Source organism: Lysinibacillus sp. CNPSo 3705 (assembly GCF_028674935.1).
Taxonomy (GTDB): domain Bacteria; phylum Bacillota; class Bacilli; order Bacillales_A; family Planococcaceae; genus Lysinibacillus.
The window spans coordinates 49,599-72,615 of sequence record NZ_JAQZSD010000009.1 but is presented as its reverse complement, the minus strand read 5'-3'; the positions used below and the strand labels follow the sequence as shown (position 1 = coordinate 72,615).

20 protein-coding genes are annotated in these 23,017 nt (G+C 35.9%); 13 read left to right on the top strand and 7 right to left on the bottom strand.

Going from position 1 to position 23,017, the window contains the following annotated elements; genetic code table 11:
* Positions 1 to 315, top strand: coding sequence for an antibiotic biosynthesis monooxygenase family protein (locus PVA17_RS06040; RefSeq protein ID WP_132361528.1), 315 nt, complete (start codon positions 1 to 3; stop codon positions 313 to 315).
* A 200-nt stretch (positions 316 to 515) separates the two neighbouring features.
* On the opposite strand, the gene PVA17_RS06035 is transcribed toward PVA17_RS06040, so the two are convergent.
* Complete coding sequence (locus PVA17_RS06035) at positions 516 to 1,160, bottom strand: hypothetical protein (RefSeq protein ID WP_132361530.1); 645 nt, start codon at positions 1,158 to 1,160, stop codon at positions 516 to 518.
* 494 nt (positions 1,161 to 1,654) lie between these two features.
* On the opposite strand from PVA17_RS06035, the gene PVA17_RS06030 reads away from it, so the two are divergent.
* From PVA17_RS06030 to PVA17_RS06005, 6 genes are all read left to right on the top strand, one after another.
* A complete protein-coding gene (locus PVA17_RS06030) occupies positions 1,655 to 2,557 on the top strand; it encodes a polyprenyl synthetase family protein (protein ID WP_132361532.1) in 903 nt (300 codons plus the stop codon).
* Between the two features lie 12 nt (positions 2,558 to 2,569).
* Positions 2,570 to 2,728, top strand: coding sequence for a competence pheromone ComX (gene comX / locus PVA17_RS06025; protein ID WP_132361534.1), 159 nt, complete (start codon positions 2,570 to 2,572; stop codon positions 2,726 to 2,728).
* 47 nt (positions 2,729 to 2,775) lie between these two features.
* On the top strand, positions 2,776 to 5,025 hold the full coding sequence (locus PVA17_RS06020; protein WP_274067189.1) for a sensor histidine kinase: 2,250 nt from the start codon (positions 2,776 to 2,778) through the stop codon (positions 5,023 to 5,025).
* A gap of 10 nt (positions 5,026 to 5,035) precedes the next feature.
* Positions 5,036 to 5,623, top strand: coding sequence for a response regulator (locus PVA17_RS06015; RefSeq protein ID WP_274067158.1), 588 nt, complete (start codon positions 5,036 to 5,038; stop codon positions 5,621 to 5,623).
* 434 nt (positions 5,624 to 6,057) lie between these two features.
* Positions 6,058 to 6,957 (top strand): hypothetical protein, encoded by a 900-nt coding sequence (locus PVA17_RS06010; RefSeq protein WP_142508539.1) that lies wholly within the window; start codon positions 6,058 to 6,060, stop codon positions 6,955 to 6,957.
* A 289-nt stretch (positions 6,958 to 7,246) separates the two neighbouring features.
* Positions 7,247 to 7,858 carry a phosphatase PAP2 family protein gene (locus PVA17_RS06005; RefSeq protein ID WP_274067157.1) on the top strand — a complete coding sequence of 204 codons (612 nt, stop codon included), beginning with the start codon at positions 7,247 to 7,249 and terminating at the stop codon, positions 7,856 to 7,858.
* Positions 7,859 to 8,279: 421 nt separating this feature from the next.
* On the opposite strand, the gene PVA17_RS06000 is transcribed toward PVA17_RS06005, so the two are convergent.
* The 3 genes from PVA17_RS06000 to thrC are packed head-to-tail and all read right to left on the bottom strand — an operon-like array spanning position 8,280 to position 10,953.
* The gene (locus PVA17_RS06000) at positions 8,280 to 8,963 is read right to left on the bottom strand and encodes a 2-hydroxy-3-keto-5-methylthiopentenyl-1-phosphate phosphatase (protein WP_274067156.1); all 684 of its coding nucleotides are present in this window, start codon (positions 8,961 to 8,963) and stop codon (positions 8,280 to 8,282) included.
* Positions 8,964 to 8,989: 26 nt separating this feature from the next.
* Entirely contained in the window at positions 8,990 to 9,904 is a 915-nt protein-coding gene (gene thrB, locus PVA17_RS05995) for a homoserine kinase (RefSeq protein ID WP_274067155.1), read from the bottom strand.
* The gene (gene thrC, locus PVA17_RS05990) at positions 9,901 to 10,953 is read right to left on the bottom strand and encodes a threonine synthase (protein ID WP_274067154.1); all 1,053 of its coding nucleotides are present in this window, start codon (positions 10,951 to 10,953) and stop codon (positions 9,901 to 9,903) included. The genes thrB and thrC overlap by 4 nt, the downstream gene beginning before the upstream one ends.
* A 206-nt stretch (positions 10,954 to 11,159) precedes the next feature.
* Between thrC and PVA17_RS05985 the strand changes: the two genes are divergently transcribed.
* Entirely contained in the window at positions 11,160 to 12,389 is a 1,230-nt protein-coding gene (locus PVA17_RS05985; protein WP_274067153.1) for an MFS transporter, read from the top strand.
* Positions 12,390 to 13,060: 671 nt separating this feature from the next.
* Positions 13,061 to 13,924, top strand: coding sequence for a MurR/RpiR family transcriptional regulator (locus tag PVA17_RS05980; protein ID WP_274067152.1), 864 nt, complete (start codon positions 13,061 to 13,063; stop codon positions 13,922 to 13,924).
* An 88-nt stretch (positions 13,925 to 14,012) separates the two neighbouring features.
* Here PVA17_RS05980 and PVA17_RS05975 read toward each other — a convergent pair whose 3' ends face one another.
* On the bottom strand, positions 14,013 to 14,813 hold the full coding sequence (locus PVA17_RS05975) for a GNAT family N-acetyltransferase (protein ID WP_274067151.1): 801 nt from the start codon (positions 14,811 to 14,813) through the stop codon (positions 14,013 to 14,015).
* 653 nt (positions 14,814 to 15,466) lie between these two features.
* On the opposite strand from PVA17_RS05975, the gene PVA17_RS05970 reads away from it, so the two are divergent.
* Positions 15,467 to 16,393 (top strand): manganese-dependent inorganic pyrophosphatase, encoded by a 927-nt coding sequence (locus PVA17_RS05970; protein WP_274067150.1) that lies wholly within the window; start codon positions 15,467 to 15,469, stop codon positions 16,391 to 16,393.
* Positions 16,394 to 16,430: 37 nt separating this feature from the next.
* On the opposite strand, the gene PVA17_RS05965 is transcribed toward PVA17_RS05970, so the two are convergent.
* Entirely contained in the window at positions 16,431 to 17,810 is a 1,380-nt protein-coding gene (locus PVA17_RS05965) for an FAD-dependent oxidoreductase (protein WP_274067149.1), read from the bottom strand.
* 126 nt (positions 17,811 to 17,936) lie between these two features.
* Between PVA17_RS05965 and PVA17_RS05960 the strand changes: the two genes are divergently transcribed.
* The 3 genes from PVA17_RS05960 to PVA17_RS05950 all read left to right on the top strand — a co-directional run bounded on the left by PVA17_RS05960 (position 17,937) and on the right by PVA17_RS05950 (position 22,478).
* Positions 17,937 to 18,644: a DsbA family oxidoreductase gene (locus PVA17_RS05960; RefSeq protein WP_132361558.1), complete on the top strand. Its 708-nt coding sequence runs from the start codon at positions 17,937 to 17,939 to the stop codon at positions 18,642 to 18,644.
* Between the two features lie 544 nt (positions 18,645 to 19,188).
* Positions 19,189 to 19,812, top strand: a complete 624-nt coding sequence (locus PVA17_RS05955; RefSeq protein ID WP_132361560.1) for an FMN-dependent NADH-azoreductase — start codon at positions 19,189 to 19,191, stop codon at positions 19,810 to 19,812.
* A gap of 305 nt (positions 19,813 to 20,117) precedes the next feature.
* Complete coding sequence (locus tag PVA17_RS05950) at positions 20,118 to 22,478, top strand: bifunctional 2',3'-cyclic-nucleotide 2'-phosphodiesterase/3'-nucleotidase (protein WP_132361562.1); 2,361 nt, start codon at positions 20,118 to 20,120, stop codon at positions 22,476 to 22,478.
* A 29-nt stretch (positions 22,479 to 22,507) separates the two neighbouring features.
* On the opposite strand, the gene PVA17_RS05945 is transcribed toward PVA17_RS05950, so the two are convergent.
* Complete coding sequence (locus PVA17_RS05945; RefSeq protein ID WP_274067148.1) at positions 22,508 to 22,876, bottom strand: DUF2500 domain-containing protein; 369 nt, start codon at positions 22,874 to 22,876, stop codon at positions 22,508 to 22,510.
* Positions 22,877 to 23,017: the final 141 nt, after the last annotated feature.

Below are 23,017 nucleotides of genomic sequence, written 5' to 3'. Positions count from 1 at the left end.
ATGTTTGTACAAATTAAACGTATTGTCGTTACGGAAGGGAATTCGGATAAAGTTGTAGAGCGTTTTGGCGCCAAAGAAGATGGTCCGTCATTGCTTGAACAACAGCCAGGCTTTATCGATAAGCAAGTGCTTGTAAAAAAAGTACGACGTGGTGATGAGGAAGTGCTAATTGTGGTTCGATGGGAATCAGAAGAAGCGTGGAAAAACTGGGAGAAGAGTCCCGAACATATTGCTGGCCATAAAGCAAATGCGGGTAAACCTAAGCCTGATCATATCATCGAAAGTGGCCAAGAAGTTTATTATGTAAAAGGTTAATAATTAAAGGTGTCTCAAAATTCATTTGAGGCACCTTTTTCTTATGAACAGGACTACAATCATTGCATTGTCCGATAGAAATGCAATGATAGTCAAAAAACGACGAAAAAAATCATAGAACTATTAAAATGGCATAAAGAACGATATTAAGGAAGAAGGGCGAGGCACATAACTATATCTGTGCCATACCCAGTCTAATATTAATGCTTAATGGACGTTCTATTCCAAGAATTTAATGTTGTAGTAATATTTAGAGAAAAACCATTGTCATTAATGGAAACCCCGGTGAAAGTGGCAGTCGATTGTTGTGGTACCCAATTTGCTTTTTTTACAGCAGTAACGTCCCTTAAAGAGGACATTGCCATTTCTGAATTAAAAAGAAAAGTAGGTAAACCGACTGTTTCTCCGATTTTAATAGGATTTCCAATTGACGAAGTGCTAGAGCAATTGCCTCTAGCATATATAATACTAAAGCTTGGTGACATATAGAGTACAGGTGTATGTATGTTTAATTCAGAGGTAAATGGACTTACTAATGGCAATATAGACAGGCTTTCTTCGGATACTCTTATAATTCCGTATTGTTCTATAAAACTGTCTAGCCTTTGCTGAACAGCATCTTCAAATCCAGGAATATTGCAAATAAAATTTGAAAATGTAGATTTGCTTTTATACTCTGCTAATGTTTCTTTAAAAACCTGTTGCTCAGCATCAATAATAATTTGCTCAATATATTGTTGTTCTTTCGAAGGTTTTTTAATAGTGATTTCTTCTTCAGAGATTAAAATTGTACAGGAAAAATTAGCTGTAAGTAATAAAACGTTTTCATTTACTTCATTTTTCATTTCAATCACTCCCAGTGTTTCGAGAATTTCCTTGTTAATAGATTATGCGAAATGGCACATCACGATAAACGTAGGGGATTTCCATTCTAAATAGGCATTCAATGTAACTCTAAGCCCGAGAAGCGGCCGTCTTCTCTCCGATCAACTTCTATACATAGTATCCAATCTAGTTTCTCATGAACTTTATAACTCAAAGATTAGTATACGAACAGAATACAAATTGATCTTAGCTTACTATAAGCGTATCATCAGTGAGGACGCCATTTCAATGGTGAGTTTACGCCAAAAAATGGCGGTCAATCATATGACTCCGCCATTTATTTTACTATCCCTAAATAAAGAAATGGCGTGCTTTCTACAAATACCGCCACTTTTTGGCGGTATATTGTGCTAATGATACAATGTAAAAAATTCCCTGATGATCTCGATGTCTAGTATTATTTCCCATTAATCTGTATAATATTTATTAACATATTTAAGGGAGGAGAGGACTATTGCAGGAGCTTGACGAACAAATTAATGAAGCATTGGACATTCTAATTGAAAACGAGACATTGATCAGTCATGAATTACGGTCGATGCTAAAAAAATTTAAAGAAGAAAAAAAGGCAGTTGGCTATTCATTTGGTAAGCTTTGTTATTGGCATTATGAAGCGTTTACAGATTGTTTGAACGAGGACATTTATAATGTTGCCGCAGCTATCGAACTTTTAATTTTATCGTTTGATATAATCGACGACTTGCAGGACAAGGATTCAGACTATAGTTGGACTAAAACACCTGAATTATCATTAAATGTTGCTTTAGCTATGCTAGTTATGGCTTCTAGAACTGTACGTAAGTCTACCTTTGAACACAAAAGTATTGCTATTCAAATACTGGAGGATTATGCATTACGAAGTATAAACGGTCAGCAATTAGATTTACTCAATACTTGTAGGGATGAGCAATCGTATATACAAATGATTGAACAAAAGTCAGGTTCTTTAACAGCAATGAGTTGCTTAATTGGCGAAGTGCTTGCAAAAGGAGCGATATCTTCTGAGATTGAGGAGTACGGGAAATATATAGGTATTATCCAACAAATTAAAAACGATATTCAAAGTTTAAAAACTTGGGGACCTAAAAATGATCTACTAAATAAAAGATACTCATTGCCTATTATTTATCTTTTATCACAGGGAAATGATGTTTCAAATTCTGTTGTAAACTATTATAATGATGATATAGATGCATTTTTAGATAATAATGCTACGGAAAATGAGTTGACAAATGGTGGCGCAATACGTTATGCAATTACTATTAAGAATGTTTACAAGTTTAGAGCATTAGATACTCTTGAAAATGTAGCTATAAATGAAGTATGTAAAGATTACCTAAAAAAACTAATAAATTAAGGAGAGGTTAATATGATTAATGTAATTCAACATCTAGAAAAAAACCCTGACTTAGTTGCACTCTTAAAAGAACAAAAAGCTTCATTAATTGGAGTTTCAGCTATGGAGCAAAGAGCGATACTTAACTCGTTTGAAGAAGACGTACGCTTAGAAAATGGATTTTGGAACTAAAAAAACTTAAACGTGTATGGTTTCTGCTTGCTGTAAGTATTTACATATTGCTAGGAACTTACCTACTGTATATTACTTACAGCAAGCATTATTTGGGTATAGATTTAAAAGAAGAGAATGGGGAATGGGTAGTAACTAGTTCGTACTCTAAACAATTAGAGGGCGGAATTCGAATTTCTGAAGGAGATGTTATTTTAAGTGTAAATAACCTTCATACAGAGGATATCCCTAATGTAAAACATGATCATTTATTACGTACGGCAAGCTTGCTAACAATTATGAAACCTAACGGACAAATAATGGATGTGAGCGTTAGTAGATTTGATTTACCAGAGCAATATTTTCATTACATATTGGTAATACCTTCTTGTTACTTTTTTTTAACATTAATCATTGTGTTTTACTTATATTTTAAACAAAAAAATACATCTCTTTTATGTTTACTTATTTTATTTATGCTCACTGTTTCCCTGGCTTATGTTAGCATTGGTGCATCCGGCAGTCTAAACAGTCTTGGTGTAATCGTTAATCGTGGTAGCATGTTACTATGCTTAGTGTTATTACTCCACTTCTTAAGGAATTATTACACATTTTTAAAAACAAATTGGTTGCTTTCTAATAATATAAAATTATTTTATATACTTCCTGTGATAGCGATGATATTGGGCGGTATGGGTATTATATACCCTGCTTTTAATAATTTACTTTCGAATATTGTACTAGCTATGTTCTTCGTTTTCCTTATTATCATACTTAGTATTTTATTGCTAAGCTATTTCAAATATAAATCGCCTCAGTTAAAAATTTTATTAATTAGTATAATGATTCCGTTTCTGCCATTCCTTTTTCTATATGCGCTCCCTTACATTTTATTTCATCAATATATACTTTCTGCTGAGATTAGTGCTCTTTTTTTATTGTTAATTCCGTTTAGTTTTATTTTTACACAGTTAGCAGATCGGCTATTTGATATCGAATATCATATTACTAGATTACGTTATTATGTAATCTTTTCATTGATTTTTACGTTGTGGTTTATAGTTGGATTGTATTGGATTGCAGGAAAATATTTAACGATGACCGTCATATCCGGTGTGTCATTTTTTACTTTTACATCGTTAGTTGTTCTTTTTTACATAAAAGAGAAAGTCGATTATCGAAAACGAAAAATCTTATTTTCAACAAAAGGGGATTATATACATCAGTTATATACAGCTGTAGATAAGATTGGTAAAACAATAAAAATAGATAATCTTCTAGAAAAATTTGTGCAAGAGGTTTCTTTACATCTTGAGCTTGAACATGTATTTGTATTAACTTATGACTATGATAAAAAGCAATTTACAGCAACGGTTGAGGGCGGTCTTCCGATTAATCCAATGTTAATGGAAGATTTAAAATTAGGGGAAATTAAAAAATTTGATCAAGTCTATCTCGCTTTCCTCCATCAAGATGCGCATTATAAAAGAGCATTAGTATTGCGACATAATAATTCGATTCATTTGAAAGATGAAGAGCTTCTATGGCTTGAATTGCTCTTATTATATGTAAATAATTTTATTGAAAATACAAAGATGGTAGAAGAACTGTTAGAGGAATTAAAGCATATGAGGCAAGCAGATGATAGTCAATTGCCTTGGTTAAGCAAATTATTATGGTTAAGATTTGAAGAGGAAAAATATCAATTAGCTCAAGAATTACATGATACAAATTTGCAAGAGCAGCTCCATATTGCCCGGGAAGTTGATGTCCTAGTCAATAGGAAGGATGCAACAGATATCCAGCCAAAACTTGCGAAAATTCATCAGCAGATGGTTACATCTTTACATGATTTAAGAGCTTATTGCGAAAATTTGAAGCCCCCATTATTAGATACATTAGGATTGAATGCTGCATTAGAGAAGCTAATTCGCAAAGTAATAGAAAGAGCTAGTTTTGTGTTAATTTATACGATCGATCGCCTTTATTTAGAGGATGAGCGTATGAATTTAATGATTTATCGACTATTTCAAGAATTACTCAATAACGCGTTAAAACATTCCTATGCAACAACAGTTGAAATTCATTTGCGGGAAATGGACGATGGTTTCGAAATTATCTACAGGGATGATGGTGTAGGCTGTAATATTGGGGATATAATTGTCGCAGAATCGATGGGAATTCAAGGTATGCAAGAACGTGTAAAGGCCTTTAACGGACAGTTTTACATCGATTCGCAGGTTAGTAAAGGAATGTCTATTAGAATTACAGTAAAAGAAGGAAGTGATACACTTGATTACGATGCTCATAGTGGATGATCACCCTATTGTGTTAGAGGGAACGAAAAACCTATTTCAAGAAAATGAAGATATTATAGTTGATACAGAAAGCGATGCAACTCGTGTCATACAGAAAATTAAAAACAAGCCTTATGATATCTACTTAATTGATATAAATATGCCGTTAGAAAATGGCATTAATGTAGGACGTAACATTAAAGCTATCCAGTCAAATGCTTCAATTATTCTTTATACTGGTGATGATATAACTGATTATTATCCACTTATTTTAGAAAGGAAAATCGAAGGTATTTTAGCTAAAACAGCATCTAAGGAGCAAATTTTACGAACTGTTCGGGCCATTGCAAATGGTGAAATTGTTTTACCTCAAAATTTCTTGGATTTTCTGGATAATAAATTTCAATTGCAAAATGCCAAACTCGATATTCACTTAAATGAAAAAGAAAAGAAAATTTTAAGATTGATTGCGGAAGGGCATACAAATAAAGCAATTGCGATAGAGTTAAATATTCCTCAGCGGACAACCGAAAGATATTTAACTCAGCTATTTTCTTTACTGAATGTAGATTCACGGACAGAGGCAGTAAATCTTGCAGAAAGAATGAATTTACTATAGATTGTCTGTATGTTATACTAACTTTCGTTGGTATATTTTTCAATAAAAAGGGAGAGTTTGGGTGGTTTCCTAACACAATATATTTACCTAGTAAATCATACCTGAATTTCAATTCTAAATACCTATATTTTTAAAATAACACCGCCAAATTATGGCGGTGTTTTTTCTATGTCCGCCAAATCACGCCAAAAATCGGCCTAAAAACCGCCAAAAAATTGGCGTAAACCCAACGTTGAAATGTCGGTGTAAGTACTGGTACGCTTAAGATAATCGTGGTTAAGTAGATTTGCTATAGTAGGTAATACTATATAAGATTTCGTTTAAAATAAGAGCCTGGCTATCTATGAAGAAAGTAGAGATTGTAGATTTTTTTAAAGTTACTAGCTAGTCAACATACTTCACCATAAAACTTTATATAAAGGTAGGCGTGTATTTTGAAAGTAGAACTTGAAAATTTATTTTCTATAGATGAATCTAGTCAAGATCAAGTTATTAATGTTTATAATCGCTATGGTATTTTTATAGGTGCACCTAAAATAAGAAAAAGAAATTTAAAGGCATCTTTCAATCCTATTTTTACATTAAATGAAGACGTGACATATGAACATGTAGCAGCACTCTACAAATCATTGGAACACGAATTAGGAATTGTTTCAATCGGAGAACGTTTTTACTTTGACTTTTCGGATAGCGAATATGAGCAAGCACCATTATTCACACTAAACTCAACTGGTAACTCACCTGATATGTTTATAGATGATAGAGGAACTTTATTTTCTATAAACACCTATTGCCAACATTGTGGACTAATGGAAAAAGAGCAGCTTTCTCCATTAGTGATAGATACAACAGAAATGAAAGACCGTCATCTAGTTCATGTGAGCGGATATTGGGTTGCTTCACAGGAATTAGCGACATTAATGAAGCAAGAGGATATGAAAGGCTATGAACTGTTAGAAGTTATTCATCAAGGACCGAAAGAAGGGAAGCAAAAAGCTTTTCAAATTATACCTACACAAGTATTACCAGAGAGTAGTGCTGAAAGAGTTAAGTTGTATTTTGCGACAGAGCAACCTCCATGTCGTTGTGGATTAAGTGGGGTAATCAATGGTCCGGATATTTATAATCGTAAAGATATCACCAATATAGAAAATGATGTTTTCTTATCAGCAGAATGGAGTCATGACGGTAGATATTTATATCGAAAGACTTTGTTCAGTAGAAAGTTTAGAGAATTAATTTATAAAAACAATATATCTCGTGAAGTAAGAGGAGAGAAGGATAAAAACTTTGGGCCGAAGGATTGGTTATTCGATCCAGTATTATTAAAATAATTTAAACTAAAGATGAGGAAGTGTATATTTTGTTTAGAAAAATAATACCTATCGTTGCAATCTTATTTATCGTTGCATTAGCTCTTTCAAATTATTTTAATAGGGCAGAAGAAAAAACATTTGTCCTACCCCAAGAAAGAGGGGGCACATTGGGTTAGATAAAGATAACCAATCGGACCTTTACGGGGAGATAATCTTGTGATAAAAAGTCAAATTCACCTCTAGTTGACGTAAATATGATATGATGTGAAAAATATAACAGCATATTGTTCCTGAGGTGAAGTATTATATGAAAAAATGGGCTTATCCTTTAGCGGTATTAACGCTCATTATCTTTTTTGTGTTACGAGTTACTTTGCAAAGTGAATTCATCAATACTTTTGATACAAAAATGGCAGATTTATTTTTCAATAATCGTTTTATAGAATTTTTCTACTATATAGGAGAACCGACATTTGTAGTATCCGTAGCATTAGTCCTAATCGTGTATTTAGCGTGGAAAGCAAAAAATAACCGAGGTATATTATTTGTTTTGTTAACGGTTGCAGGTGGGAATGTACTTAACCAATTATTGAAAAAATGGGTGCAGCGGCCAAGACCTGAGATTGAAGAACAATTAACATCCTTTAGTTTTCCTTCTGGACATGCGATGACCGGTATCTTGTATTTATTTACAATAGCTTATATTTTTTCGGAGAATAATCGCAAGGGACGTAAGACATTGCTTTGGCTTGGGGCAAGTGTTTTAACTGTATTTATTGGTTTGTCTCGAGTTGCTGGGGCCCGTCATTTTGCTTCAGATGTATTGGCCGGATGGAGTATGGGCTATACGTGGTTTATCATTTGTGTTATTTGGTATGAACGTCGGAAGAGACTTTTTAAAGCGAAAATTAAATCATGACTTCGAATGGGAGCCATCTAATAAGAAGGTTCCCTTTGTTATGTAGAAATAAGGGCTATATTTCAGAACATACCGCCCTTATTTCTGGCTCTTCACCAAATGTTGTGGATGACATTTGGTGAAATGTATGCCAATTATATAAGTTGACCTTCGTTTCGACTGGGCGACTCCTTGGGGATTAGCAATAGAGGAACGAAGGCTAAAAGCATCACATCCTGTGATAACGCCTTCGTGACCAACATCATGCTGCCGTCGCTACGTTACACTCACGCTTTCGCGCAAAAAACATCTGTTGGCCCGAGACCCTGCAGCGAAGCGGATGTTTTCTGTACGAAAGCGAAGCGTCAGCTATAAAGCGCCCAGTCGGAACGGAAATCAACAACACGGTATGGTTATGAGCTTTATTTCTTTAATCTCTCAATTACATTGAAACAATCTTTTCTGCTTCCAAAAGCTTTTTTACAGCTTCTAAGCAATCATAAAATGTCTCAAATGGCTTATAAGGAAGTTGAAGGTCTTTACAGCGTTTAATAAGATGATCCCTGGCAAGTACTAAATCTGCCTGTTTTGCTGCCTCAAAATCAGAAAGTGAGTCTCCAATTACGATTTTAAAGTGATTACTCTGTGCAACTTTTCGCATAACGCTTGGCTTGCAGCAACCGCAACCCTGAACATCAAATTTCGCACATTCTTCATCACAGCTATTCGGAAAAACGAGCTTAATTTGCTGTCCGGAAAAATCAGCACCGTTACAATATATCCCGGAAAACGGACCGTATTTTTTTAATAATGGCTCAATGAAAAAATCGACACCACCGCTAACAATATAAAACGGAATATGGTTTTCTTGTGCATAGCGAACGAAATCGCCAAAGCCCTCACGTATAATGGCCGTATCCAATAAATATTGGATCACAGCATTCTTTTGTTTAGTTGATAATAGCGCGAACATTGCTGAAATGCCATCTTTAAAGGTTATAGTTTGTTCCATCATTGCTTTCGCAATTTTTTCAGATTCCTCTGGAACGAATTGAGTCATTAGAGAGACGATATTATCTGTTTCTGTTATAGTGCCATCAAAATCACAGAAAATAATTGGTTTCAAGCTACTTCCCCCTTAAGAAAAAACGTCTACTTTTGCAGTAGACGTTCACATTTTACTTGTACACCGTTTTCATCGGCTTTTGTTAAGATAATTTCATGCTCTGGAAATTGATTTTTCATGGTATTTACGAAATTTTGTGCAATAGCAGTAGGGATGATAGAAATGAGTGTTGGTCCTGCGCCACTTAAAGCTGTTCCAAATGCTCCATTAGCCTTTGCTGCTTCATGAATCTCTTTATATTGTGGAATTAAATTGGCGCGGAAAGGCTCATGGAATAAATCAGCCTCCATATAACGACCTGCACGCTCGAAATCACGAACCATTAATGATGCTGCTAGCATATTTGCATTTGCAGAGGCCCTCACTGCATATGTTCGATCAAATTTTTCTGGTAAAACAGAACGGGATTCACTTGTTTTTAGTTCGAAATCGGGCACAAATACAACGAAGGAAGCATCTAGATTATTAACATGAAATGTATCAACAACGCCATTATCATCCATGGAGGAAATTGTTAATCCTCCTAATACCGAGGCTGTTGCATTGTCAGGATGTCCTTCGATTTGTGAGGACAAATTAAGTTTATCCTGTAAAGTTAAGCCTAAGTCACAGACTTGATTAGCTAGTTCAATTCCTGCAACGATGACTGCTGCACTGCTCCCTAAACCACGGGCTAATGGAAGTTCACTTGCCATTTCAACACGGCAGGCAGGTAGTTGCTTTCCGTATTGCTCTGCTATTCTTTTGGCAATGACGTATAGTAAATGCTCTTGCAGTTCAAACTCTTTAGGACCATTATTATCGAGGTGGATAATTTCCCAACTATCCTGTAAAGACACGGTTAACTTTAAATAAAGGGATAAGCCAAGCCCTATTGAATCAAAGCCTGGACCTAGATTTGCTGTGCTCCCAGGAACCGTGATTTCCCACATGTTACTCATAGTACGCCCTCGATATATTTTCGAATTTCTTCTTCATCGTTTTTAAGTGAAACAACATCTACTGTCGAGACATTCATGGCCGTATCAGGATCTTTCAATCCATTCCCCGTAAAAATTGTCACAACTTTAGAGCCCTTTGCAATTTTGCCATTTTCCACTGATTTAATAACGCCAGCTAGTGATGCCGCTGAGCCTGGTTCAACGAAGATTCCTTCAGTGCCAGCAATTAATTTGTAAGCAGCTAAAATTTCTTTGTCTGTAACTGAGTCAATAATACCACCAGACTCATCGCGTGCTGCTTCTGCAAATTTCCAACTTGCAGGATTCCCGATACGAATAGCCGTTGCCACTGTCTCAGGATTAGCAATAGGTTTACCTTTTACAATTGCTGCTGCACCTTCAGCTTCAAAGCCGAACATTTTTGGTAAACCAGAACCCTTTGCTGCATCGTATTCTTTAAAGCCTTTCCAGTACGCAGTAATGTTACCTGCGTTACCAACAGGGATGCAAAGATAGTCTGGAGCTTTTCCTAAAGCATCTACAATTTCAAATGATGCCGTTTTTTGCCCCTCGATGCGGAATGGATTTACCGAGTTTACAAGTGCCACTGGAGTTGTTTCACTTACTTGACGAACAATATTTAATGCATCATCAAAATTACCGTCGATTTCGATAATCTTTGCACCATACATTGTTGCTTGGGCTAGCTTACCTAAGGCTACTTTTCCTTTAGGGATAACGACTATGGACTGGATTCCAGCGCGAGTTGCATAAGCTGCTGCTGCGGCTGATGTGTTACCAGTTGAAGCACAAATAACGCATTTGCTACCTTCTTCAATCGCTTTTGCAACGGCAAACACCATACCACGATCTTTAAAGGAACCAGTTGGATTTGCACCTTCAATTTTTCCATAAAGCTCAATGCCTAGTTTTTTAGATAGATTTACTAAATGTATAAGAGGCGTATTGCCTTCGTTTAAAGTTAGAGCAGGTGTATTTTCTGTTACGGGTAAAAAATGTTTATATTCCTCAATTAGGCCTTTCCACATAACGTTTACGATCTCCTTTTGTTCTTATAGAAAGAACAGTTGTTTTTGTATAAAAGACATTTTAACGCAAATTGCCCTATGTTTTCAATAGAATTTCATAAATTGTCTAAACAATTCGGTAATTTAAATTTTTGCTTGTCACTTTCTTGAAACAACTGTATAGTAAACTTATGATGTAAAGTCAAGTGTAAAGACAGGTGGTTAAAATGACGATAAACACAGTATCAACAGATAAATTTCAACAATCTATTTCGCGTAATAAGCTTTTGGGGGTAGCGGGAGTAGGCTGGCTTTTCGATGCAATGGACGTAGGAATATTATCGTTCGTTATTGCTGCATTAGCAGCTGATTGGGGATTAACGCCAAGTCAGTCGGGTTGGATTGGTAGCATAAACTCAATTGGTATGGCTGTAGGTGCTCTTGTTTTCGGCGTACTTGCCGATAAAGTGGGACGTAAACAAATTTTTATGTGGACGCTTGTATTATTTTCGATTGCGAGTGGCTTGTCTGCATTTACCACTACATTAGCTGCTTTTATGACACTACGCTTTTTAGTAGGTATGGGGTTAGGGGGAGAATTGCCAGTGGCGTCGACGTTAGTTTCTGAGAGTGTAGAAGCTAAAGAGCGTGGGCGCGTAGTTGTTTTGCTAGAAAGTTTTTGGGCGGCGGGGTGGTTAATTGCTGCATTGATATCGTATTTTGTTATTCCTTCATGGGGATGGCGTAGTGCTTTATTGTTAACAGCAATTCCGGCAATATATGCAATTTATCTTCGTTGGAACTTGCCAGATTCACCACAATTTACTGTAAAGGCTGCGTCTAAGAAACGTAGAGTTATGCAAAATATTCGAGAAGTATGGTCGAAAAAATATGTACGCTCGACAGTTATGTTATGGGTGCTATGGTTTACGGTTGTTTTCTCGTATTACGGTATGTTTTTATGGCTACCGAGTGTTATGGTTGGTAAAGGCTTTGATATGATTACGAGCTTTAAATATGTTCTCATTATGACGCTTGCGCAGCTACCAGGTTATTTTACAGCTGCTTGGTTTATAGAAAAATTCGGAAGGAAGTTTGTACTTGTTTCTTATTTAATTGGTACAGCAGTAAGTGCGTTTATTTTTGGTAATGCGGAAACACTAGTAGTGCTATTAACATCTGGGATGTTTTTATCGTTCTTCAACTTAGGAGCATGGGGTGCGCTTTATGCTTATACACCAGAGCAGTATCCTGCAATTATTCGTGGAACGGGTGCAGGAATGGCGGCAGCTGTTGGGCGCATCGGTGGTATTTTTGGACCCTTGTTAGTAGGCTCTTTATTAACAGCAGGTTATGATATTGGTTTTATTTTTGCTATTTTCTGTGGAGCGATTATTATCGGTGTTGTTGGGGTAATATTCTTAGGTAGAGAAACGAAACAAATTGAATTAGAATAACAAAAATAATCATGTCTTGGATGAACTATAATCCAAGGCATTTTTATCAATTGATTTACATAAAAATTAGAGGTTATTAATTTTTATTCAAATATTTTTAAAAATCTGTTAAAATCACAAAATAAGGTTCGTCACTGAAAATGGGGATGACATTTGGTTAAAAACGTATAGTACGTGGATCAATTGATTGCAGGCTAGGGGTTTATTGGTAATACCCGTGGCTACAGATGTAACCTTGGAGCGAGCTTCGCTAGGAAAGCTTATAGTCGCAACGGAAATCAACTCTTGTCCTATAAGGTTGATTCAGCGATAAACTATTGATAATAGAACATTTTTTGTCTCTTTTATATTAGCGAGTTAAAGCATTGAAGATTTTTCAGAAAAGTCATTGTATTCAGATTGTAATCGTGATACTGTATTTTTAACTTCTTTCAGCAATTACTTTCCGTACCGAAAGCGTAGCGACACATCCATGCATTTAAACGCCCGATGAAAGAAGTTAAAGCCTTCAGCCGATTACGGATGCATTGTTTATCTAAAGCGAAGCGACAGCAACAAATGTTTTCTGTGCGACAGCAACAATTATGTCGAGGCATAATTGATCCGAATTTAGAGTCAGTAGGAAACAATCTCCGTTCGTGATAATTTCATTGAAAGAAAGGTTGTTAGAAATGAGCATTAAAGAAGAAATAGAAAAAAGATTTGTTAGGCTGTCAAAAGGCCAGCGTAAAGTTGCACAATTTGTTATGAGTAACCCTACAGTTGTAATTGGTAATGGAGCAGCAGAAGTTGGTAGACAGGCAAATGTTAGTGAATCAACAGTTATTCGTTTTTGTTATGCGATGGATTTGATGGGCTATGTAGAGCTTCAAGACAAGGTTAGAAGCTATTTAATGACTCAAAATGGTGAGAGTCTTCAACCTACATATTTTTCAAGTAAGCGGGATATTCCGAGATTTGGTAAGGTGATGCAACGCGATATTCAAAATATTCAAGAGACGATTCATTTGATTAACGATAATATGCTTCAAAAAAGCTCAAAGTGGATGCATGAAGCAGAGAACGTTTATATTTTAGGTACTCGTCAAGCTGCGTCCATTGCAAATTGGTTATCGTATACAATGAAAACTTTACGTCCAAATGTAAAACAGCTTCGCTCAGAATCCGACGATATCGTACAACAAATTAACAGTATGGGAGAGCAGACAACATTAATAGTTTTTGCAGGGGACAAGTCTTCAAATGACATTCAAACGATTGTAGAAATTGCCAAGAAGAAAAAAGCTAAAATTATTGCTATTACTGGTTCGGCGTTGTCTTCTATTCGGGAATATGCAAGTGCATTATTTACTCTAAGTCTGAAAAAGCAATCTTCATTGGATGTTATTCCAGTAGTATTTTCGTTTTTACATGCGCTAATTGAGGAAATGGTTAGTCAGGATAAAGCACAATATGAGAAATACCAGCAATCATATGAGCAATTAGAAAATAATTTGTTATTTTTAGATGCAGCAAGAGAGAAGCAAGTTTTCTAAACGTTTTACAACGCGTAGAAAACGTAAAATCTGGCTACACATAAAAAAAGATGTCCAAATAAGTTTTAGACATCCTTGAAAAAGAAGCTTATAAAATTTTACTTAAGCTATATTCGTTAATAAAGGTATCATTTAATTTAATAGCGTTTTGTCGGATACCTTCTTGCTGAAAATCTAGTTTTTTAAACAGTTGTAAAGCACATTCATTATGTTCCATAACAGATGCTTCTAAGCGCGAAATATCCCGCTGTTTAGACCATTGTTCAACTGCTTTCATCAGCTCTGAACCAATACCTTGTCGTTGATGCTCTTTCTTAACAGCTAGACGCACTGATGCAACATGCTTAGTTTTAGAATGTTTATAGCCATGGATAACGGCATAACCAGCAAAATTACCATTTAATATACAAAGTAAAATTGTACGGTTTTTTAATTGTTTCCAATTGCTTAAATCTTTACGAAGCTGTTGAACTGTGAGGTCCAATTCATTTTCCATGTTATACATGAAGTCAGTTTGTTGAAAAATTTCTTCTTGCAAATGAATAAAAGATCTGGCATCTGATGCTTCAATTGCTCGAATTATGTATGCAGATGGGTTTTCGTCATCTTTAGAAATATTACTCGTAGTCTTCATTTGTGTACGCGAGAAAGATACACTGGTACCGAGTTTAACATCAATGACATAGTAGCCTGCATTTGTCCATGACAAATAGTGAGAGAGAGGGGGCTTTGTTTTCTTCCACCAGCTCCTATTCAAGTAAGCTGCATTTGGCAAGGCTTGTCCCATAATGTTTTCGAGTTCGCTAAATGATAAAGTAATTTCTTGTTGTAAAGCTACTTCAAAATAATTTGCTAAAGGAATATACTTTTTTTCCATCTTCTTTGTCATCGTGATCCCCATTTCCTGTATATCCTAATATATATATAGACTACCTGATAATAGCATAAAATTATGGTTTCTTAAATATGAAAACACAACTATATATCTATTTATAGTAAATCTTTTTTATAAACTACGTATTATTATCATTAAGTGTTATAAATAGGATGTTATTAACAGATAAATATATTAAATTCAATAATATACCATAGTTGGTTTTAATGGGTGATTTTTGTGGATTCCCCACCGTGAAGTGAGGTTGATTTCCGTTCATGCTGTGCGCTTTCCTCTGGGCGTCCATTCTTCACCTAAATCTACTAATTCACATGACATAGATTTCTACACAAGTAGTCTCTTTGTAGCTTCTTTTATGGTAGGGAAGGTAAGCAAGAGATCAACTATTTTATAATAGTAAATTTTAACTTCTTTCAGCGGTTGTCCAAAACATCCGCTACTGCTGCTACACTTTCGCACAATAAACATTTGTTGACCTAAAGGCTCTAACGGTTGTCACTCCTTGCTGGTTCCGAACGCAATTATGCCGAGGCTTAATATTGGTAGTAGATCCTTTATAGATAAACTTTCACTTTATATCATGTTTGCTCATAAGGTATGGTAAAATAAAATATAAATGTTATTGCCATTTAGGAGGAATAATTTCAATGAGTAAAGTTTTAGTTTTTGGTCATAAAAATCCAGATACAGACACAATTACATCTGCAATTGTATATGCATATTTAAAACAGCAAATTGGCGTTGATGCTGAAGCGGTACGCCTTGGAGAAGTAAATAACGAAACTCAATTTGCTTTAGATAAATTCGGCTTTGAGGCACCTCGTTTAATTTCATCAGTAGTTGGAGAAGCAGAAAAAGTAATCCTTGTAGACCACAATGAATTCCAGCAATCTGCTGATGGCATTGAAGAGGTACAAATTACGGAGGTTATTGATCATCACCGTATTGCCAACTTCCAAACGGCTGATCCACTATACTACCGTGCAGCACCTGTGGGCTGTACTGCAACGATTTTAAATAAAATCTTCAAAGAGCATGGCGTAGCAATTCCTGCAAACATTGCTGGATTAATGCTTTCTGCTATCGTTTCTGATACATTATTATTCAAATCACCAACTTGCACTGAGCAAGATGTAAAAGCTGGTGAGGAGCTAGCGAAAATTGCAGGTGTTGATGCCGCTGAATACGGTTTAGCAATGCTTAAAGCAGGCGCTGACCTTTCAGATAAATCATTAGAAGATCTTTTATCATTAGATGCAAAAGAATTCCAATTCGGTGAATATAAATCTGTAGTAGCTCAAGTAAACGCTGTCGATATTAACGATGTACTTGGTCGCCAAGAGGAATTAGAAATTTTATTAAATAAAAATGTTGCGGAAAATGGTTTAGATTTATTTTTCTTTGTTGTAACAGATATTTTAAACAATGATTCAACAGCAGTTGCAGTTGGACAAGTAGCAGAGGCTGCAGCAAAAGGATTTGGCGCGGAGCTTGTGAATAATCGCGTTCTTTTACCAGGTGTTGTATCTCGTAAAAAACAAATCGTTCCAGTTTTAACGGATGCATTGAAATAATGAGGAAAGGTTGCCTTGAAAAAGGCAACCTCTTTTTTTAATCTAGTTTTAATGAGTGTACAGCAGGACCTTCAAGAACTTCTCCTTTGGCATTATAACGAGAGCCGTGACACGGGCAATCCCATGTTTCGTCGGCTTCATTCCATTTTGTTTTACAACCTAAATGCGTGCAAGTTGGTGAATTTGCGTGTTTTACATAACCCGCTACGAACTCCTTTGCTACAAAGCCTCCTACCTTTAGCATTTGCATAAACTGAGCTCCAAATTTTGTGCGTGCTGGAGAATAAAGAGGTATGGCACCATCTTCATTCCTTGCTCCTGTTATTAGGGATGATAAAATATCCCCCGCTACAAAAGAATTGGAAATTCCCCATTTTCGATAGCCAGTTGCAATGAAAACATTAGGCAATGATGGTGTAATTTTGCCAACATAAGGGACCATATCAGGTGTTTCAATGTCCTGTGCGGACCAGCGATAGATTGCCTCTTGATCGAAATGTGCCTTCATTTCATTTTGAATGGCCTCATAATAGGGTTCCGTATTAGTCGTTTCACCTGCAATATGATTAGCGCCGCCTAACACTAGATAGTGCTCGTCGTTAATAGTAGCTGTCCGAATAGAGCGAGTTGGATTATCTACGCATAAATATTGACCTTGTAGTGTATCGGTAATTTTACTAGCAACCATATAGGAACGACTATTAGAAAGTTTAAAAAGGTGAAGTCCTCTAAAGGCTTCGATTGGATAGTGTGTGCACAAAATAAGCTTGTTGTATTGAACCGACATATTGTTTGCGGTATGTAAGCTATTCTGAGGTATATTTAATTGCTGAACACGGGTATTTGTGTAGATTTTTGCGCCCATTGATAATGCTTCTTTTACAAGGAAATTACAAGCTTCTACAGGGTGTATTTGAGCCTGCTGGGACATACTAAGTGCTTTTGTAACTGGGAAGGGAAGCTCTGTATCAGAAGTGATTTTTGCCTTAATATTTAATACTTTATAGGCATTCCATTCTTTTAATAATTGGGCATAGCCTTCTTTTGTTTGGCAATAAAGCAAGGAATCTACTTGTTGAATACTTTCTTTAGGGAGTAATTGTAATGCATTCTCTACAGCTATTTGGTTGAGCTGATAATAGAGTCGTGCCTCATCTACAGAAAGTTTTTCAATAAGGTTAGCATAAACTAAGCTATGCTGTGCAGTTAATTTTCCTGTTGAATTACCAGTTGTACCATGGCCGATATGGGAATTTGCTTCAAGTAAGACCACATCTACTCCTGATTTTGCTAAGACATATGCTGTATATAGTCCAGTCAATCCTCCACCGATTATACATACATCACAAGTTGTTGATGCAGGCAGTGATGGTAGCGAAATGGGATTAATTGTTCCGAGCCAAAGAGATTGTGTCATACATAACCCTCACATTGTTTTTACGTACAGTATGTAGATTGATTTGAAAATTTATGCAATGAAGCTTAAAAATTGCCTTGCTATATTTACTATCGCTACAATGTAGTAAAGGGAGCGTGACTACTTATGAAAATTGAAATTTGGTCAGATTATGTATGTCCATTTTGTTATATCGGTAAAAAGCAACTAGAGCAGGCGATTCAGGATACGGGTTATGCGGGGCAGGTAGAGCTCGTTTATAAAAGCTATCAACTTGACCCAACAACACCCGTGGATACGAATGTGTCTACGTATGAGGCATTGGCGAAAAAGTATGGAATGTCGCTAGAAAAAGCGAAGGAAATGACGCAAGGTGTTGCTGCTCGCGCTAAAGAAGTTGGTCTAGATTTTAACTTTGATAATTCAATGGAGGAAAATACATTAAAAGCGCATCGTCTAGTAAAATGGGCACAACAACAAGGCGATATTACAGCACTTGTCGAAGCACTATTATCCAGTTATTTTATTGAAGCAAAGCGCATTGGTCAAGATGATGTATTAATCGATATTGCTGAGCAAGTAGGTCTGAACCGTGAAGAAGTTGCAAAGGTTCTATCTAACGATGATTTTAAAATAGACGTAGAGACTGATATACAAGAAGGGCTACAACTTGGCGTAAGGGGGGTACCGTTCTTTGTGTTAAATCGTAAGTATGGTATTTCTGGGGCACAACCTCAAGAAGTATTTGAAGAAACTTTACGTAAAGTGGCTGAGGAAGAGGGCTTACTACCAGGATTAAAGATGGCAGGCTCAGAAGATGGAGGAGTTTGTACTGATGATAGTTGTAAATTTTAATTCTGAAGGTAAGTTTTAATAGAATCTGGTCACTTTGAGAATGAAGGCGATCTGACTATAACAACATTTAGGTTAGGACCTCGAAAATGTTGGGTTACCTTAAAAGAATATTCTCGAAACACGGTACGCATATCGTGTGGCAAAGATGATTGGAATGGAGATTGGGCGACTCCTTGGGGTGATAAGAGCCTAAAGCGGCTCATCGGACGCCCCCGGGAAGCTTTGCTCTGTGCGAAAGCGAATTGACAGCAATAAATGTTTTTATCTGTGCGAAAGCGAAGCGACAGCAACAAATGTTTTTATCTGTGCGAAAGCGAAGCGACAGCAACAAATGTTTTTATCTGTGCGAAAGCGAAGCGACAGCAACAAAGCGTTCAGTTGGAATGGAAAACAACCTTACGTTATGGTGTAAATATTAAATCAACTATATTTCGGTCAAAAGTCTGAGTCTACTAACGTTGACTTTTTTCGTAAATTTTTTTAATATACTTATATATCTTGAATTCGAGATATTAAACTTTGGTTTTAAGGGAGAATTTATATAATGAATGTATTAGTAGTAAAAGCTAACAACCGACCAGATGGTATTTCAACAAAAATGTATGACACATTTATGGAAAATGTACAAGGTGTAGATGTAACGACTTTTGACGTATTTGCAGAAGATATGCCTTATTTCGGTCAAGATCTTTTCAATGCTTTTGGTAAAGTTCAAAGCGGCGAAGCGTTAACTGACATTGAATCACGTCTTTTAGCAGCAAAACAAAAAGCTATGGATGCTTTAACTGCAGCTGATGTTGTTGTATTTGCTTTCCCGCTTTGGAACTTAACAATCCCAGCGAAATTACAAACTTTCATTGACTATGTATTCCAAGCTGGTTATACATTTAAATATAATGAAAACGGTCAATTAGAAGGCTTAATGACTGACAAAAAAGTAGTTATTTTAAATGCTCGTGGTGGCTACTATTCTGCACCTGAAGCACAACCAATGGAAATGTCAGTTAACTACATTAAAAATGTTGTTGGCATGTTCGGTATGGAAATTATCGAAGAGGTTATCATTGAAGGTCATAACGCGTCACAAGATAAAGCACAAGAAATTATTGCAAATGGCCTAGAAGCGGTTAAAAAAGTAGCTCAATCTTTACAAACTGTAAATGCATAATAAAGTATTTTTTAATAAAAGTTCTCTCTAATCTGAGAGAACTTTTTTTATGGCTTTCTTAGAGGTATGGTAATGATGAAGAGGTCTAAAATATTGATATTATGGGCTTATTGTTAATTTACATTTAATAACATCACATTGTGTGAATAACTATGAAATGATATTAATCTATCGTTTTTGAGTAAAGTGTTTTGTTATTTGGTTAAAAATACATACAATTAGGACTATTCGTTCAGTTAATAAAGCGATTAGTATAATATAATAGGAATCGTAGGAAAATATTAGAGTTTTAAGGAGGGTATTTCATGAACAAGAAATTAATGACTAAATTCTTGGCTATGTTACTTGTTCTATTCACGGTCTTACCATTTGGACTATCCGCCAATGCTGCATCAAACGATGTAACACGCGGGGACTATGTGAAAGAATTAGTAGAAAGCTTGAATGTAGAGCTAGGTGATGGTTCCAAAATTGCCTTTACTGACGTCTCAAAGGATTTAGCCCCGTATGTAGAAAAAGCAGTAGAATTGAAGCTTATTAAAGGTAAAACTGCGACATTGTTTGACCCAAATGATAAATTGACACGTCAACAAGCATTTGTTATTTCTGCTCGTGGATTAGTCAATGAAAACGCTCCGCTTTCTGTATTAGATCAGTTTAAAGATGCAGCTCAAATTGCAACAACACATAAGCAAGATATAGCAAATGCTGTTGCTGCAAACATATTACAAGGCTTTGAAGATAACACAATTCGTCCTGATGATTATGTAACAACTGAGCAAATGCAAAGTATTATTGAACGCTTTGTAGCCGAATACAAATTACCTACAACTACAACTAAAGTAGATCTTCAAATTTTAGGAACAACAGATATTCATACAAACCTTGCAAATTATAATTATTTCTTAGATACTGAATCAGCTGATTTAGGTTTAGCAAACACAGCAACATTAATTGAACAAGCCCGTGCTGAGAATCCAAACACATTATTATTTGATAATGGTGATTTAATTCAAGGAACGCCACTTGGATCTTATAAAGCGTTGGAGAGCGTTTTAAAGCCAGGTGAAGTTCATCCAGCGATTGCAGCACTAAATGCGCTGAAATATGATGGTGGAACTTTAGGGAACCATGAGTTCAACTATGGTTTAGAGTTTTTAGATGAAGTATTAAATGATGCAAAATATCCAGTCGTAAATGCAAACACCTACGACGCTAAAACAAAAGAGCGTATGTATACACCTTATGTAATTCTTGATAAAGAGGTTGTCGACAATAAAGGTAAAAAGCACACACTTAAAGTTGGCGTTACAGGTATCGTACCTACGAAAATTGTTGAATGGGATGCTATTCATTTAGCAGGCAAAGTAGAAATGCAAGAACCAGTTGAAGCGGTGAAAGAGGTTGTACCAGAAATGCAAAAAGCAGGTGCAGACGTAATTGTGGTACTTTCACACTCAGGTATTGGTGAGGATACTTACGTAAAAGGTAACGAGAACGTAGGATACCAAATTTCTGAGATTGAAGGGGTAGACGCTTTAATTACAGGTCACTCTCATTTAACATTCCCTGGTGACTATAAAAATCTTAAAAATGTTGATCAAGAAAAAGGGACAATAAACGGAGTACCTACTGTAATGGCAGGAAGCTATGGTAGCTATCTTGGAGTCATTGATTTAAAGCTAGAACAACAAGGCTCTAAATGGGTTGTAGTGAATGGGCAAGGCTCTATCCGTTCTATTAAACAAGAAGGCTTACAACCATCTAAAACTGTTTTAAATGTAATTAAAGAAGCGCATGAAGGTACGCTAAAGTATATACGTCAGCCTGTTGGTGAGACAACGGCACCAATTCAAAGCTACTTCTCGATGGTTCAAGATGATCCTTCTATTCAAATTGTGACACAAGCTCAAAAATGGTTTATTGAAAAAGAGTTAAAAGGTACTGCTGATGAAAACACACCAATACTTTCTGCCGGTGCTCCTTTCAAGGCAGGCTCCCGCAATAACCCTACAGATTACACAAACATTCCTGTAGGTCCGCTTGCGATTAAAAATATGGCAGACATCTATTATTACGATAATACTGTTGCAACGATTAAAGTAACAGGTGCACAAGCAGTTGAATGGTTAGAAATGGCTGCTGGTATTTTTGCAACAATTGATCCAAATAAAACGGAAGAACAAAATATTATTGACCCAGAAGCACGTTCTTATAATTTTGATGTATTAGATGGTTTAACATATCAAATCGATGTAACATCTCCGGCGAAATATGATAGTCGAGGTATTCTGAAAGATAAAAAAGCAAATCGTATTAAAAACGTACAATACAACGGTAAACCAATCGATTTAAATCAGGAATTTATCATCATTACGAATAATTACCGCGTGGGTGGTTCTTATGGTACCACATTTAAAAATACAGATGGCTCTAACATAACAAACTATGCTTATGAAAATCGCCAAGCTGTCATTGATTACGTTATGGAAAATAAAACAATTAATCCTGCTGCGGATAACAACTGGTCATTTGTACCGTTCCCAGCCAATACAAAAATAATTTACAACTCTGCTAAGGATGCACAAAAGGCCATTCCTGTAGGTAGTAATATCGAATATTTAGGAGATACTGAAGGCGGCTTTGCTAAATATTTAATTAAGTAATAATGAAATGTTAAAAGGAGAGTGCGTTGTTAAACGCTACTCTCCTTTTTGTGTCGCTCAAATGCATGATAACGTGTGCCTTGAAATGACAATAGGCCAAAATCATCTTCTGCAAGCTGTCCATAATTTCGACCATTCATTTTTAATTCTAGACGATCGCCACTTTGTACTTCGAACGTTACATAGTACGATGTATGGGCACTAGAGTTACCAGAACCTCCACTAGTATTCGAACGTTTTGTTACGACTTTAGCGGGTACTGTTAATAATGGTTCATTGTTGTTTTTCGCCCATTGTAAGATATTTTTAATAATAGTAAATGCTATAATACCGAACACGATAATAAACATTATTGAAATAAAACTAGGTACAAAAGAGAATTCATCAAACCCAACCATAAAATGGCCTCCAATCTAAGAAATATTGTGCCTAAAGTCGTTATAAAGGCGGATGTTACAGAATTCAGAAGTTGTTTATCGGTAGCGACAGCTACAATTATGCCGAGGCATAAGTGATTAGTTAAATCTCTATATATAGCA

Coding starts and splice junctions, on each gene's coding strand:
- PVA17_RS05970 (WP_274067150.1), top strand. CDS start 15,467: ATGAGTAAAGTTTTAGTTTTTGGTCATAAAAATCCAGATACAGACACA.
- thrC (WP_274067154.1), bottom strand. CDS start 10,953: ATGTGGAAAGGCCTAATTGAGGAATATAAACATTTTTTACCCGTAACA.
- PVA17_RS06040 (WP_132361528.1), top strand. CDS start 1: ATGTTTGTACAAATTAAACGTATTGTCGTTACGGAAGGGAATTCGGAT.
- PVA17_RS05955 (WP_132361560.1), top strand. CDS start 19,189: ATGAATGTATTAGTAGTAAAAGCTAACAACCGACCAGATGGTATTTCA.
- PVA17_RS05950 (WP_132361562.1), top strand. CDS start 20,118: ATGAACAAGAAATTAATGACTAAATTCTTGGCTATGTTACTTGTTCTA.
- comX (WP_132361534.1), top strand. CDS start 2,570: ATGATTAATGTAATTCAACATCTAGAAAAAAACCCTGACTTAGTTGCA.
- PVA17_RS05965 (WP_274067149.1), bottom strand. CDS start 17,810: ATGACACAATCTCTTTGGCTCGGAACAATTAATCCCATTTCGCTACCA.
- PVA17_RS05945 (WP_274067148.1), bottom strand. CDS start 22,876: ATGGTTGGGTTTGATGAATTCTCTTTTGTACCTAGTTTTATTTCAATA.
- PVA17_RS05975 (WP_274067151.1), bottom strand. CDS start 14,813: ATGACAAAGAAGATGGAAAAAAAGTATATTCCTTTAGCAAATTATTTT.
- PVA17_RS06035 (WP_132361530.1), bottom strand. CDS start 1,160: ATGAAAAATGAAGTAAATGAAAACGTTTTATTACTTACAGCTAATTTT.
- thrB (WP_274067155.1), bottom strand. CDS start 9,904: ATGAGTAACATGTGGGAAATCACGGTTCCTGGGAGCACAGCAAATCTA.
- PVA17_RS06005 (WP_274067157.1), top strand. CDS start 7,247: ATGAAAAAATGGGCTTATCCTTTAGCGGTATTAACGCTCATTATCTTT.
- PVA17_RS05980 (WP_274067152.1), top strand. CDS start 13,061: ATGAGCATTAAAGAAGAAATAGAAAAAAGATTTGTTAGGCTGTCAAAA.
- PVA17_RS05985 (WP_274067153.1), top strand. CDS start 11,160: ATGACGATAAACACAGTATCAACAGATAAATTTCAACAATCTATTTCG.
- PVA17_RS05960 (WP_132361558.1), top strand. CDS start 17,937: ATGAAAATTGAAATTTGGTCAGATTATGTATGTCCATTTTGTTATATC.